Below are 13,963 nucleotides of genomic sequence, written 5' to 3'. Positions count from 1 at the left end.
GGCTGCGACGTTGATTAACGTTCAGCAGACCTTCCCTTGTCTGTGCCGAACGCATGCCCCTTTCCATCTGCTCCACCCCGCCGCCCTCGTTTTCCCTTGCCGGGCACAGCGCGCGTGCTGTCTCCGGCGTTGCCAACGCGATACGCCACGTCGGCGTTGCGGCCCTGACCGTGCTGGACGAACTGGCGCCCAACCGCGTGCTGCGTGGGCTTCGGCGCGTGCTGCCTGGCGCACTGGCGTTGTCGGCGATCAGCAATGTAGCGGCCAGCCCGCTCCGCCATGGCGGCGGTTATCAGAGCGAGGCCAATTATCTTTTTGATCTCGATGCTGCTGAACTGCGCACGTGCCTGGGGGGAACCGGCGCTGGCCCGCTTCCCGCGGAGCGGTACGCAGCCCAATGCCTGACGGAGTCTCTGCTGCGTATCTGCGCGCAGGGGACGGATCCCGGCTGCGTGGACGCAGCGGCAAGGACGTTGAACAGGGGAATGCAGCAGGCGGTGAACAGCGCAACCGATAACCGTCGGGCTGAATTGGAGGTGGGAAGCAACGAGCTGTTCCGTGATGGGCAGCTCACAGCGCGCCAAGCATCGCAGAAGGCAAAACAGGAAACGCGAAAGCACTTTGTGGATTCAGACGAGTATCGCACCGCGATGTTGGTACTGGAGACGGCGCTGGGCAGGCAGACCCGACGTGATCTGACCGATACCACCGTTCGCTATACCGCCGACGAGGTGCAGCTACTCATCGGCAATCCGCTGCAAGGCGAGCCCTTCTGGAGCGAGGCCGTGGCGCCGGCCGTGCAGCTGGGGCGCGCTCGGGCTGAGGCAGGCGAGCAGGTGTACATCCAGCGTCCCGAGCTGGTGGACGAACAATGGCATGCGGAATTCCTGCAGGACGTCGCTCTCCGGTACCCGCAGGCGGGGCAGGCGAAAATGACGCGTGAGCAGGCGAAGCAGGTGTTGGGCGATCTTGCATTCTGGCTCAATCACCGCGACCCAAGGCGTCCTGTCAGTTGATGCCCAGGCAAGGTGCTCGGTGTTACGCCTGCTCCCGCACTACCGGTGGGGAATCGACATAGGAGGTGCCGCAGATGAGGGTTTACGAGGGTATTTTAACGATGCTGGGAGGGGCGGCTGCTGCAGCGCAGGGCCGCCCTTCAGTGCAGGGCGACCAGCACACGCGCTCGCTGATGGAACTCCCCCTTTCCGACATCTGCAACCAAGGTCGTCACTGGCAGGTGCCGGCCAACGCCGGCGACAGATCGGGCCGGAGTGCCCTGCCGTTGCGGGATGATGACAGGCAGCTGCATGGCTGCCTGCAACGGCGCCAGGCGCACGGCCTACCCGATGCCCGTGCCGAGGCGTTGTGTCTGCAGGAGCAGGCCGTAGCGGCCTGTGAAGCGGGGGACGATCCCTGGTGCCTGCGCGCTCTCGGCCGACACGCCAAGCGTGCGCTGGAGCAGCGTGTACACCGCCAGGCGCCGGGGCCTCTCCACATCGCGGTGGCTCGTACGCTGCCCGACCTGCAGGACGTGATCCAGCGCAAAGCGCGGAACACCTACGAGTATCAGCAGATTCTGCTGAGGCTGGAATCGGCCTATTTCGATCTGATCGAGTCCGATCCAGCTCGCTTGCCGCTGGGTGTGGCGGGCAGTGATCTGCTGGGCCGGGTGCGGGAGCTTGACAGGGTCGAGCCGATCGGCAGCCGTGCCATGCAGCGGTTTGACTGGGCACTGCGTGCTGCAGGGGCAGCGCTGTATCCCCTGTTGCAGCGCACCGGCCATCACCTGATCGACGCTCGCCCTGAACATTACGCCACCGCGCTGGGTCCGGAACTGGACGAGTGGCTCAACCTTTCGCTGCCGCAGGCGGATGGAAGAGCGATCAGTGACCTTCAGCGCGATCACGTCACCGGCTTGTTGGCCGCTTGGTTGAACCGACACTGACGACAGCGGCAGGACGCTGAGGCGGATTCATCATCACTTGAAAGAAGGACATCGACATGGAAATTCCAGCAGCTCCCGCGCTCGCCGTCCCCTGCACCATGGCGCGGGGAGGGCGCGATCATGGATCAACACCGTTACGTGGGCAACAGCGATTCGTGCCAGATTGGGTCGGCAACGTCACCGCCGGGGTGGCAAGGGCGACGCTGGGCGCGCTCGATCTGATGGCCCCCCGGCGCGTGCTGGATAACGCGGCGCGATGGTTCACGATTGGCGTCGGTCTGGCCGCTGTAGGCAGCGCACAGGGGCGCGGCTTGACCAGACACATCCCACCTCCCTTCAGTCCGGATATCGCTGGACATCCGCATTGGGACCGTCTTGATTCACTGCGCAGCACGGGCTGGCGGGGCGCAGGTGCCGAGTTTCTTCACCTTGACGAAGATCCCGCTTTTGCAGTGGACCAGGAGCGTGACAGCGGCTCGCGCCCAACTGCGCTGGAGACGATGTTCGAACAGACCGTGCTGCCCGCGCTGCAGGCGTGCATGAAAAAGCTCGGCGATGCAGTGGAAACGGGCAAGGCCGAGCGCGACAGCCATGTCATGGCGCACTGCCTTGTTGCCGAGGCGATGGCGATGTGCGGCGAATCAGGCGATGGCGCGTGTCTGGACGTAGTCGACCGCACGGTACAGACCCTGCAGCCGGCTGTGGCAGGCGATGAAGAGGCGGGACAGGAGGATGAAGATGCGCGGACACTCTTCGACGAACTGTATCCAAAAGCTGCTGCAGATCCCGTCTACCACAAGGCGCTGGACGGGCTTCGCCACGCGCTGAGGAAGTCGCTGGGCGAGGCGTTTACGCAGCTGAGACGGCCCTGCACCGGCGAGGACCTGTACGCGCTGGTGGAGCAGTCTGCCCACCGAGAGGCGTTGCGTGGTGCTTGCAGCCAAGCCGGTCTGCAGCTGCGCTCAGTGGTTCATCGGCTGGCTGCGCAGGCCTATCAGCTGCAGCCGCAGCGTTTGGATGACTCCGCGCTCGGGGTTATTGAAAACGGGTTGGATCGGCGGTATCCGGTGGATAGTGTGGTGCCCATCACGAAGGGCCAGCTGAGGTTCGTGCTGGCCGAGCTCGCACAACGGCTCAATGAGCGCCATGCCGCTGCAGCAGGGACCGCGTCGTGAGCGGCCGCCAGGTGCAGGAATGATCCTCTCGACAACCTGTCCGGGCGCTTGCGTCGTACGGCGGGTGCCCGAGGATGCGCGATCACCTGGGTTACTGCAGTTCGGCGCGGCGCTGCGCGGGGTAAGCAATACGGTAGCGCCGCTGGGTAGGGCGGTGATGGGCGCATTGGATGTGCTGGCGCCGGGTCGCCTGCTGCACAATGCGGCGACGTGGTGGCCCATCGTCGTCGCAGCGCTGACGCGTGGGAGCAGGGCAGAGGGCGGCGTACAGCCCCTGCACTTGGACGCCGTCGGTTCCGATCCTGCCGTCTTGTACACGTCACTGCAGCCCGCACTGGCAGCGTGCATCAGCGAACTCGGTGCGGGTTCGCACGAGCCTTCTTTTGTTGTCGCACACTGTCTGACGGCTGCTGCCGCCGCGGCGTGCGCCGATGGCGGCATCCCCGGCTGCGTCAGTGTGATCGAGCGAAGCGTTCAGCGGGATTCTGCAGGTGCGTGCGCGGTGGCGGCTGAGGAAATACGGGTCGACTGTATGCCGGCGCGTCGGCATCTGCTGCGGGATACCCGGCAATCCGACACCTATCTGAACGCGATGAGCGCGCTGGAACGCGTGATCGTGCAACTGCGAGGTGTCGATGCTCCGGCACCTTCGGCGGCGTATACCGCTGATGACCTGCGTGCGCTTTTTGAAGGCGACATGAGCGTGGAAGATCCGTTGGAGCCAGTGGGCGTACAGGGCAGGTTGATCCACGCCGCGTTGTTGGATCAGCGTGAGCACCTGTACCGGTTGCACCCTCGGCACATGGATACGACCTGCCGTGTGCAGATCGGCCGGTGGCTGGACGAAGCATGGCCGCGTCCAGCGCAAGAGGGGGAGCGTAATGCGGACCTTTCCGACAAGCAGGTCACGCGCGTGCTGCAGGAACTGGCGCACTTTCTGAATCGGAAGCACGGTCTGGGCTGAGAGTTCCGCACTGACCCGCAAAAAAAAACGCCCCGCGAAAGCGGGGCGTTCGTCTGACCGGTATACCGTTGCGACCTACTTGCGGTTCATCGTCGCATTGCGCTGGCCGGTGGTGGCCGACTTCTCACCCGCGAACGGGTTGAGCTTGCGGACCATCCACGGGTAGTCCGGCCACTCGTTCTTCAGCCACGGATGGTCCGGAGCGTTCAGCTCCAGCACGCGACGGGCGTCGTCGGCCAGGACCTTGTTGCCTGCGTGGGTGTAGGCATCTGCCAGCACTGCCACCGCGTCGTACTGGTAGGCACTCTGCGGATAGGTCTCCAGCAGATAGGTGGCACGGCCTGCGGCCGACAGCCACGCCTCGCGACGCAGGTAGTACAGCGCATTGTCCAACTCGTGCTGGGCGAATACGTCGCGCAGGTCGATCATGCGCTTGCGCGCATCTGCGGCGTAGCGGCTGTTCGGATAGCGGTCAACGACGATGTTGAAGTCCGCAAAAGCCTGACGCGGCGTGGACAGATCGCGGCGACTTGCGTCGAGCGACCATACGCGGCGGAGGAAAACCGTATCGCGATTACTGTTGGCCAAGCCACGCAGGTAGTAGAGATACGACACGTTGCGGTGGGTCGGGTAGGTCCGGATGAAGCGATCGACGCTGGAAACCGCGTCATCGTTCTTGCCGGCCTTGTACTGGGCGTAGGCGGTTTCGATCATCGCCTGCTCGGTATAGGGGCCGTACGGATACTGGGCCACCAGGCGGCGGAAGCTGGCCTCGGCGCCGCTCCAGTTGCCGCCTTCCATCAGGCCGTGGCCCTTCTGGTACAACGTCTCGACCGGCAGGCCATCATCAGGGTTATCGCCCTTGGTGCCGCGGTTGCAGCCGGTGGCGGCGATCACCAGGACCAGCAGCAGGGCGGTCAGGCGGACGGGCGCGAAGAACGGGGAAGAGCGTCGGATCATGGTGTCAAGGCGGGACGCGGCTGGAATACGAAGGGTCGATGATAGCCTAGTGTCCTGTCCAGCGACTGAAACAGGTCGCCGGGATCCCCGATTTCGTCTTGAAAAGTTGCCGCCATGTCCGATTCCTCTGCTGAACAGGCCCGCCAGGCCACCGTCCCCGATACCGCTGCAGGCCGCCGCTTCGATGCGGTGCTGGCCGAGCTGTTTCCGGAATACTCCCGCTCGAAGCTGACCGAATGGATCAAATCCGGCGATGTGCTGCTGGACGGGGTCACCGTGCGCGGACGCGACCCGGTCCGTGGCGGTGAGGTCGCCACCCTGAATGCGGTGCTGGAAACCCAGACCCACGCCGAGCCGGAAGACATCCCGCTGGATGTGCTGTTCGAGGATGAGCACCTGCTGGTGATCAACAAGCCGGTGGGCCTGGTGGTGCATCCGGGTGCCGGCAATTCCAGCGGCACGCTGGTCAACGCACTGCTGTACCGCGATGCGTCGGTGTCGGCACTGCCGCGCGCTGGCATCGTGCATCGCCTGGATAAAGACACCAGTGGCGTGATGGTCATCGCCCGCACCATCCAGGCGCAGACCGCCCTCGTGGAGCAGTTGTCCGAGCGCCAGGTGCACCGCCAGTACCTGGCCGTCGTGGTGGGGGCGCTGGTGGCCGGTGGCACGGCCGATGCGCCGATCGATCGCCATCCCCGTGATCGCCTGAAAATGGGCGTGCGCGAAGACGGCAAGGAAGCGATCACCCACTACCGCCTGCGCGAGCGGTTCCGCGCGCACACCGCGCTGGAATGCCGTCTGGAGACGGGCCGTACCCACCAGATCCGTGTGCATATGGCGCATCTGCGCCACGCGATCGTCGGTGACCAGTTGTACGGCGGTGCGTTGAAGCTGCCGAAGGGCGCCAGTGACGAGCTCGTCGCTGCGCTGCGCGGATTCAAGCGGCAGGCGCTGCATGCCGAGACACTGGAATTCAACCACCCGATCACCGGGGAGCCGGTGCGTAACACTGCCCCCGCGCCGGCGGACATGCTGCAGCTGATGAAAGCCCTGCATGACGACAGCAAGGCTTTCGCCGAACGCGAGCGGAACCGCTGGTGAGTGGGGGTGCGCTGCCGCTGCTGACGCCGGATTGGCCAGCCCCGGCCGGCGTGCACGCGTTGACCACGCGGCGGTACGGAGCGGGGGTGTCGCAGCCTCCGTTCGACCAATTCAATCTGGGCAATCGACACACCGCTGACGGCGACATTCCCGCCAGTGTGGAGTCCAATCGTCGCCTGTTGCAGGAGGGGCTTGGCCTGCCTTCCACGCCGCACTGGCTGCGGCAGGTCCATGGCACGACGGTGCTGCGCTTTGATGCAGCGCCTGCGGACGGAGGCGGCGAACCGGTCGCCGATGCTGCGGTGACATCGGTCCCCGGTGTGGTGCTGGCCATCCTGACCGCCGACTGCCTGCCGCTGGTACTGGCTGCGCGCGATGGCAGGGAGGTGGGCGCTGCCCACGCAGGGTGGCGGGGGCTGGCTGACGGGATGTTGGAGCAGACGGTCGCGGCGATGGAGACGGCACCGGCCGATCTGGTGGCATGGCTGGGTCCGGCAGCGGGCCCGGCGGAGTATGAAATCGGCGAGGACGTCTACCGTGCGTTCGTCGGGCACGATGCCGCGGCGGGCGCTGCCTTCGCGGCGACGCGGGCGGGGCATTGGAAGGTCGACCTGTACGCACTTGCGCGGCAGCGGCTGCAGGCGGCTGGCATGAACGCAGCCGATGTCCACGGTGGCACGCTGTCAACGATCGCAGACCCTGGATTTTTCTCGCACCGGCGAGACCGCCGTACCGGGCGCATGGCCACGCTGGTCTGGATGGCGTAGCGCGGAGCCGTGCTCGGCGGAATGTGTCCGCCAACGGCCCGCTGCGCTCGCCGACCGTGGGTCGGCGCTACTGATGTCCGATGCTCTGGTAGCGCCGAGCCGTGCTCGGCGGGGTGTGTCCGGCCACGGCCCGCTGCGCTCGCCGACCATGGGTCGGCGCTACCGATGTCGGATGCTCTGGTAGCGCCGAGCCGTGCTCGGCGGAATGTGTCCGGCCACGGCCCGCTGCGCTCGCCGACCGTGGGTCGGCGCTACGGATGTTGGATGCTCTGGTAGCGCCGAGCCGTGCTCGGCGGAATGTGTCCGGCCACAGCCCGCTGCGCTCGCCGACCGTGGGTATGCCGGTCGTCCTGACCGGCACCCTACGAGCCGTCGCAAGCGACGTTGGCAGCGGCTCCTGCCGCTGCCTTCGGCGCTACCGGGTCAGGCTTCCAGGGCCTGCAGGAAGCTCTGCCGCCAGTGATTGATGTCATACGTGCGCAGGTGCTCCATCATCGCGTGCCAGCGCTCCTGGCGGCGTTTCAGCGGCATCGTGGCAGCGGTGGCAATGGCATCGGCCACGCCGTCCAGATCATGCGGATTGACCAGCAGCGCCTGCTTCATCTCATCAGCCGCACCGGCCAGCAGGGACAACACCAGCACCCCCGGGTTCTCCGGATCCTGCGAGGCCACGTATTCCTTGGCGACCAGGTTCATGCCATCGCGCAGCGGGGTCACCAGTCCCACGGCCGCCGCGCGGTAGAAGCCGGTCAGCGTGGAATGGGTGAAGTTCTGGTTGACGTAGCGCAGGGGCGTCCAGTCCGGTGCGGCATGGCCCCCGTTGATGTGTCCGGCGATCTGCTCCAGCTGGCTGCGAAGGTGGCGGTACTCGGTGACGTCGCCGCGCGAGACGGGCGCGATCTGCAGATAGGTCAGGCTGCCATGCTGGTCAGCGTGGCGTTCCAGATAACGCTCGAATCCCTGGAAGCGCTCCGGCAGGCCCTTGGAGTAGTCCAGCCGGTCCACGCCGATCGCCAGCTGACGGTTGCGCAGGCTGTTGCGCAGGTCCTTGACCGCGGTCTTGTTGGCGGCCGCCTTGGCCTGCTGGGCGATACGTTCGGTATCGATGCCGATGGGAAAGGCCGCCGCGCGGAAGTGCCGACCATCCGGGGCTTCCAGTTGGCCATCGCCGAGCACGCGCCCCCCGCCGAACAATCGCAGATAGGTCTGGAACCGATCCGCATCGCGCTGGGTCTGGAAGCCCACCAGGTCGCAGGCGTACAGCGAGGAAAACAGGCGCAGATGGTCCGGCATCGCCTGCAGCAGATCGGCCGACGGCATCGGCACGTGCAGGAAGAAGCCGATCCGGCAGCCGATGCCGCGCTCGCGCAGCATGGCCGCGAGCGGGATCAGGTGGTAGTCGTGGATCCAGACGATGTCGTCCTCGCGCAGCAGCGGCGCGAGTTTGCTGGCGAACAGCTCGTTGACACGGTGGTAGGTCTCGCGCGTGCCCCGGTCGTAGTCCACCAGGTCCAGGCGGAAGTGCAGCAGCGGCCACAACGTACGGTTCGCGAAGCCGTTGTAGTAGCCATCCACGTCGCGCTTGTTGAGGTCCATGGTGACGTAGCGGATGTCACCCTCCACCTGTTCGTGCAGCGCGCCGCTGTTTTCCTTGACCGACTTGCCACTCCAGCCGAACCACACACCGCCGCGCTCCTTCAGCGCGGCGAGCAGGCCGACCGCCAGGCCGCCGGGCCGTGTATCGCCGGGGATCGCAACCCGATTGGAAACAACGACGAGCCGACTCACGAGGCCTCCTGCCAGGAACGCGACAAGCGCATCGCCGCAGTGATCAGACCCACGTGCGAATACGTCTGCGGGAAGTTGCCCCAGGCCTCACCGGTCTCGAAGGAAAGATCCTCGGACAGCAGGCCCAGATGGTTGCGGCGCGACAACAGGACCTCGAACATCGCGCGTGCTTCGTCCATGCGACCGATCGCGGCGAGTGCGTCGATGTACCAGAACGTGCAGATGGTGAAACTGGTCTCCGGTTCGCCGAAATCGTCCGGCGCGACGTAGCGGTACAGCGCATCGCCATGCTTCAGGTCGCGGCCGATGGCTTCGACGGTGGCGACGAAGCGTGCATCTTTGGCTTCGATGAAACCGATGTCGGCGAGTAGCAACAACGAGGCATCCAGGCGGTGGCCACCGAAGGCATCGGTGAAGTAGCCGAGTTCTTCGCTCCACGAGTCGCGCATGATGCGCTGGTGGATGGTATCGGCGCGACCGCGCCAGTAGTCCGCGCGGTCGTCGAGCTTCAAGCGCACGGCGATCTTGCACAGGCGATCGCAGGCGGCCCAGCACATTGCTGCGGTGTATGTATGCACTTCAGTGCGACCACGGAACTCCCACAGGCCGGCATCGGGCACGTCATGCAGCAGGAAGGCCTGTTCGCCCAGCGGCTCCAGCCGCGCGAACGCATGCTCATCGCCGGGGTCCTGCAGGCGACGGTCGAAGAACAGCTGGGTCGATGCCAGCACCACGCTGCCGTACACATCATGCTGGCGCTGCACCCAGGCCAGGTTGCCGCGGCGCACCGGGCCCATGCCACGGTAGCCGGACAGCGAAGGCACTTCGTGCTCGTCCAGCGTGGCTTCGAAACCGATGCCGTACAGCGGCTGCAACGTGCCGTCGGCCGTGGCCAGGTTGAAGATGTAGCCGAGGAACTGCTCCATGGTGCGCGTGGCGCCCAGGCGGTTGAGCGAACGCACCACGAAGGCCGCATCGCGCAGCCAGCAATAGCGGTAATCCCAATTACGGATGCTGCCCGGTGCTTCCGGGATGGAGGTTGTCATGGCGGCGATGATCGCGCCGCTGTCCTCGTACTGGCACAACTTCAGCGTGATCGCGCTGCGGATCACCGCGTCCTGCCACTCCAGCGGAATGGAAAGATAGCGGACCCACTCGCGCCAATAATCCCGCGTGCGCTGGAACGCTTCCTGCACATAGCCGCTCAGTGAGCGGTTGAGGGATTCGTCCACGCCCAGCACCAGGTGGACGGGGTGGTTGAGCACGAAGGGCAGGCCCTCACGCACGAAGCGGATGGGCACATCGGTGGTCAGGCGCAGCACGTGGTCGGGCAGGACCCAGCGCACATGGTTGCTGCCCCAGGTGGAGTCCGGCACGCGCTGGCCCCAGTCTGCCAAGGGCCGCGCCAATACGCGGATGCGCGGGCTGCCCGAGATCGGGCGTACCTGGCGGATCAGGCTGACGGGACGGTAGAAGCGGTCGTTCTGACGCCAGCGCGGGGCGAAGTCGATGATCTCGATCGCGCCGCCGTGGGTATCGCGCAACACCGTCCGCAGGATCGCGGTGTTGCTGATGTACTCCTGCTCGGTGCTGTCCAGGTCCTCCAGCTCAACGGTGAAGTCACCGCCTTCCTGTTGGTTGGGGCTGAGCAGGGCACAGAAGGTGGGGTCGCCGTCGAACGTGGGAAGGCAGCTCCAGACAACGCGGGCCTGGCGGTCGATCAACGCACCAAAACTGCCGTTGCCGACAACGCCGAGGTTCAGATCAGGGTGGGTCATGGGCGGAACATCTCGTCTGCAGCCGTGGGGGCCGGCCTACCAGGCATTCTCACGCAACCATGCGTGCACGCTGCGTATGTCCTTGAGCTGGAACACCGCCGTGCTGGGGTCGCGTTCACCTACCAGCACGCTCCAGCCATGCAGGCCGTTGGCGGCTTCGAAGCCGTGCTCGTCGGTCAGGTCATCGCCCAGGAACACCGGCAGACGCCCACGGAAGGGCAGGTACTGCATCATCCGGCGTACAGCGCGGCCCTTGTCGCTGCCGACCGGGACGAACTCGACGACGTGGTCGCCGGGTTGCAGCCGATAGCCCGCGTTGCCGCGGATATGACGGTCGGCGAACGCCCGGACCTGCTCGGCCGCGTGAGGTGCGGCACGCCAGTGCAGCGCCATGCTCGGGCCCTTGTCTTCCACCAGCACACCGGGGTGGCCGTGGGCAAAGCGCATGGCTTGCTCGTGCAGTGCATGCAGCCACTCGGTCGTGCTTTCGTCTTCCGTCGTGTCGTGGACCGTGCCGGAAGCATCGCGCAGTTGGTGCCCATGCAGGCCCGCAGCCGGCAGGTGCAACGGCGCGAACAGCGCATCGAGCTGCGCCAGCGGACGGCCGCTGACCAGGGCGACGGCGCCCTCGAGTCGGTCACTGATGCGACCGATGGCCTCTCGCACTTCGGGCAACAACGTTACCGCGTCGGGGCTGTCTGCGAATTCGATCAAGGTGCCATCGACGTCGAGGAACAACGCGCAGGCGTCGTCCAGCAACGGTGGCGGCGGACGTAGGGGAAGGTCGTTTGCCATGCCGGGCACGATGCCAGCGCCGGTGTGAGCACCAGGTCATCGCGTTGTCGAGGGTGGGGGTCGGATCGCCTTCGCCGTGCGCAGGCGGTCCGACCCCGGCGTGCTGCCTCAGAAGGTGTAGCGCACCCGCCCGTAGAAGTACGCGCCGTTGCTGCCGATCGGTGACAACACGTCGTAGGGCAGGTTGCCGTAGTAGTAGATGTCTTCGTTGGACAGGTCGGGATAATTGTCGGTCAGGTTCTGCCCACCGATCGCCACGCTCCACTGCGGGGTGATGCGGTATTCCGCTTCCGCGTCCAGCTGCCACTCGGCCTGGTACGTCTGGGTGGGCTCGAAGCCGCCGCCGAAGTTGAACACCCGCGTGGCGCTGCCATGACGGCTGACACGGCTGGTCAGCGACCAGCGATCGTTGCTCCACGAGGCAGAAAACTGCGCACGTGTACGTGGCGTGGCATCGGTGAGGGTATTGCTTTCTTCCACGCCGAACAGCACATACGCCGGATCCAGCGCCTGCAGCGCCGACGGGGTCGGCAGCACGTTTTTGAGTTCTGTCTTGGCGTATGCCCAGGTGCCGGTCAGCTGCAGCTGACCATTCCCGAGCGCATGGCGCCAGTTGGCGACCAGTTCGGCACCCCGGGTGCGGGTATCGGCGGCGTTGACGAAGAAGCTGGCGCTTTCAAGGCCGGCGACGCCGTACTGCTGCTGCACGAATGCCGTCAGCGCATCGCCGGTGATTGCCTCGGAGAGTGCGATGCGGTCATCGATGTCGATCTGGAACAGATCCAGTGACACGTCGAAGTTCTCGCCGATGCGGCTGGTGAAACCCAGGCTGGTGTTGAGCGACTTCTCCGGCTTCAGGTCGCTGGCGCCGAGGCCGCGGGCGATCGGATTGTTCACCGAGAGCAGCCGCCCCTGCACCAGTTGGCCTGCGGCGTTGTAGCCGGTAGAGGTGGACTCGTAGCCGATCTGTGCCAGCGACGGTGCTCGGTAATTGTTCGATACCGAACCGCGCACAGCGAAGGCGGGGGTGAACTCGTAGCGCAGGCCGAGTTTGCCGGTCAGTTCGCCGCCGAAATCATCGTGGTGTTCGTAACGCGCGGCGACATCACTGGATAGATGCTCGCCGAACTGGCTGGAGACGCTGGCGTAGACGCTGGCCACGTCGCGGGCCAGGTCGGCCGCGTCCTGCGGGGTCAAGCCGCCGCCGGCCTGCGAGCCGGTGGGACGGTCGGTGAACGGGCCGGCTGCATAACTGGCCGGATCGCCCGGGCGCGTCTCGTAGCGCTCATGGCGGGCCTCCGCGCCCACGCCCACGCTGTGGGTGATGTCCTCGCCCTGCTGGAAGACCCGGCCTAGGTCCAGGTTCGCCACGGTCTGCGCGTACTGGTAATCGGCGGTCTTGAAGCGGGTCGGGCTGGTGGGGCCCAGCGACGCATTCAACGTGTTGCGCATGCGATAGGTGAAGTCGTTCTGGCCGAAGTCCACGCTGGCGTCATAGTTCCATTCGCCCCACTGCCCACGGGCACCGGCCACCGCCTGCACGTCGCGGTTTTCGCCTTCGGAGATCGGGCGGTAGCCGTTGGGATAGAGCTCCTTCCAGTTCGCTTCGCCGTCGGGGTAGCGGAAGTAGTTGGCGCCTTCGCTGTCGCGCTGGTTGTAGGTGCCAAAGGCATAGAACGTACTGGTTTCGCCAAACGGGATCTCCGTGTTCAACCAGGCGTTGAGGTCCTTGCTGGCACCGTCGCCCAGGACGTAATTGCGCTGGCCCCGCAGCGCCAGGTTGGCATCAGTCTGGTCCCACGGCGGGATCTGGTCGAAGCCTGCGCGATTGGTGGCTTCGCGGTTCTTGTACTCCACGCCGACGCGCAGGAAGCCGCCGTCGTCGCTGAGTGCAGTGCCGACGTTGGCGCTGAAATTGCCGGTCTGGCCATCGGTCAGGGTGCGGCCGATCGGCTTGAGGTCGGTGTGATATGCGCCGAAGCTGGCCTCGATGGCGCCGCCTTCCGGGGTATTGTCCAGGATCACGTTGATGACACCCGCCACCGCGTCCGATCCGTACAGCGCGCCGGCACCATCGCGCAGCACTTCGATGCGCTTGATCGCGCTGACCGGGATGGCGTTGAAGTCCACCGGTGTGGTGCCGCGGCCGATCTTGCTGCCGGTGCTGACCAGGGCGCTGTGATGGCGGCGCTTGCCGTTGACCAGCACCAGTACCTGGTCCGGCGACAGGCCACGCAACTGCGCAGCGCGCACGTGATCGGCACCGCCCGAGTTGGACTGGCGCGGGAAGTTGAAGGAGGGCAGCAACGATTGCAGCGCGCTGCCGAGCTCGCCATTGATCACGCCGGCCTTGCGGATGTCTTCTGCCGTGAGCACGTCCACCGGCGAAATGGACTCCAGCACGGTGCGGTCCGATGCGCGGGTGCCGGTCACGATCACCGTGTCCAGGTTGGTGGCGTCCTGCGCGGTGGCCAGCAGGGGGAACAGTGCGAACGCGATGGCGAAGCCCAAGGGCGACGCGGTCAGGCGGTGGGACATGGAAACTCCGGTTGCGGGCACGACATGGGGAAGGGGCAGGATGGCTTCAGTTACATCCATCCGGATATAGCGATATATTATCTTGGCGTGATGGCAGATGCGACGCAAGTCCCTCTTTTTCATCGCATCAGCTGATGCCGCATTGGCAT

General features: G+C 65.7%; 11 protein-coding genes. 6 read left to right on the top strand and 5 right to left on the bottom strand.

Annotation, left to right across the window (positions count from 1 at the left end):
• Window positions 1–53 precede the first annotated feature (53 nt).
• The 4 genes from ICJ04_RS13700 to ICJ04_RS13685 all read left to right on the top strand — a co-directional run bounded on the left by ICJ04_RS13700 (window position 54) and on the right by ICJ04_RS13685 (window position 4,084).
• Entirely contained in the window at window positions 54–1,016 is a 963-nt protein-coding gene (locus ICJ04_RS13700; protein ID WP_188324771.1) for a hypothetical protein, read from the top strand.
• Window positions 1,017–1,090: 74 nt separating this feature from the next.
• On the top strand, window positions 1,091–1,945 hold the full coding sequence (locus tag ICJ04_RS13695; protein WP_188324770.1) for a hypothetical protein: 855 nt from the start codon (window positions 1,091–1,093) through the stop codon (window positions 1,943–1,945).
• A 56-nt stretch (window positions 1,946–2,001) separates the two neighbouring features.
• On the top strand, window positions 2,002–3,120 hold the full coding sequence (locus ICJ04_RS13690) for a hypothetical protein (protein WP_188324769.1): 1,119 nt from the start codon (window positions 2,002–2,004) through the stop codon (window positions 3,118–3,120).
• Window positions 3,092–4,084 (top strand): hypothetical protein, encoded by a 993-nt coding sequence (locus tag ICJ04_RS13685; protein WP_188324768.1) that lies wholly within the window; start codon window positions 3,092–3,094, stop codon window positions 4,082–4,084. Before ICJ04_RS13690 ends, ICJ04_RS13685 begins: the two co-directional genes overlap by 29 nt.
• 75 nt (window positions 4,085–4,159) lie before the next feature.
• On the opposite strand, the gene ICJ04_RS13680 is transcribed toward ICJ04_RS13685, so the two are convergent.
• Window positions 4,160–5,044, bottom strand: coding sequence for an outer membrane protein assembly factor BamD (locus ICJ04_RS13680; RefSeq protein WP_188324767.1), 885 nt, complete (start codon window positions 5,042–5,044; stop codon window positions 4,160–4,162).
• Between the two features lie 114 nt (window positions 5,045–5,158).
• On the opposite strand from ICJ04_RS13680, the gene rluD reads away from it, so the two are divergent.
• Both rluD and pgeF read left to right on the top strand, forming a co-directional pair.
• Window positions 5,159–6,148: a 23S rRNA pseudouridine(1911/1915/1917) synthase RluD gene (gene rluD / locus ICJ04_RS13675; protein ID WP_188324766.1), complete on the top strand. Its 990-nt coding sequence runs from the start codon at window positions 5,159–5,161 to the stop codon at window positions 6,146–6,148.
• Complete coding sequence (gene pgeF, locus ICJ04_RS13670; RefSeq protein WP_188324765.1) at window positions 6,145–6,915, top strand: peptidoglycan editing factor PgeF; 771 nt, start codon at window positions 6,145–6,147, stop codon at window positions 6,913–6,915. The genes rluD and pgeF overlap by 4 nt, the downstream gene beginning before the upstream one ends.
• A gap of 423 nt (window positions 6,916–7,338) precedes the next feature.
• Here pgeF and otsA read toward each other — a convergent pair whose 3' ends face one another.
• The 4 genes from otsA to ICJ04_RS13650 form a co-directional block, all read right to left on the bottom strand.
• Entirely contained in the window at window positions 7,339–8,703 is a 1,365-nt protein-coding gene (gene otsA / locus ICJ04_RS13665) for an alpha,alpha-trehalose-phosphate synthase (UDP-forming) (RefSeq protein WP_188324764.1), read from the bottom strand.
• The gene (locus tag ICJ04_RS13660; RefSeq protein ID WP_188324763.1) at window positions 8,700–10,481 is read right to left on the bottom strand and encodes a glycoside hydrolase family 15 protein; all 1,782 of its coding nucleotides are present in this window, start codon (window positions 10,479–10,481) and stop codon (window positions 8,700–8,702) included. Before ICJ04_RS13660 ends, otsA begins: the two co-directional genes overlap by 4 nt.
• A 36-nt stretch (window positions 10,482–10,517) precedes the next feature.
• On the bottom strand, window positions 10,518–11,276 hold the full coding sequence (gene otsB, locus ICJ04_RS13655; RefSeq protein ID WP_188324762.1) for a trehalose-phosphatase: 759 nt from the start codon (window positions 11,274–11,276) through the stop codon (window positions 10,518–10,520).
• Between the two features lie 108 nt (window positions 11,277–11,384).
• Complete coding sequence (locus ICJ04_RS13650; RefSeq protein ID WP_188324761.1) at window positions 11,385–13,814, bottom strand: TonB-dependent receptor; 2,430 nt, start codon at window positions 13,812–13,814, stop codon at window positions 11,385–11,387.
• Window positions 13,815–13,963: the final 149 nt, after the last annotated feature.

This window comes from Stenotrophomonas sp. 169 (assembly GCF_014621775.1).
Classification (GTDB): domain Bacteria; phylum Pseudomonadota; class Gammaproteobacteria; order Xanthomonadales; family Xanthomonadaceae; genus Stenotrophomonas.
This window is presented reverse-complemented; position numbering and strand designations above follow the sequence as displayed.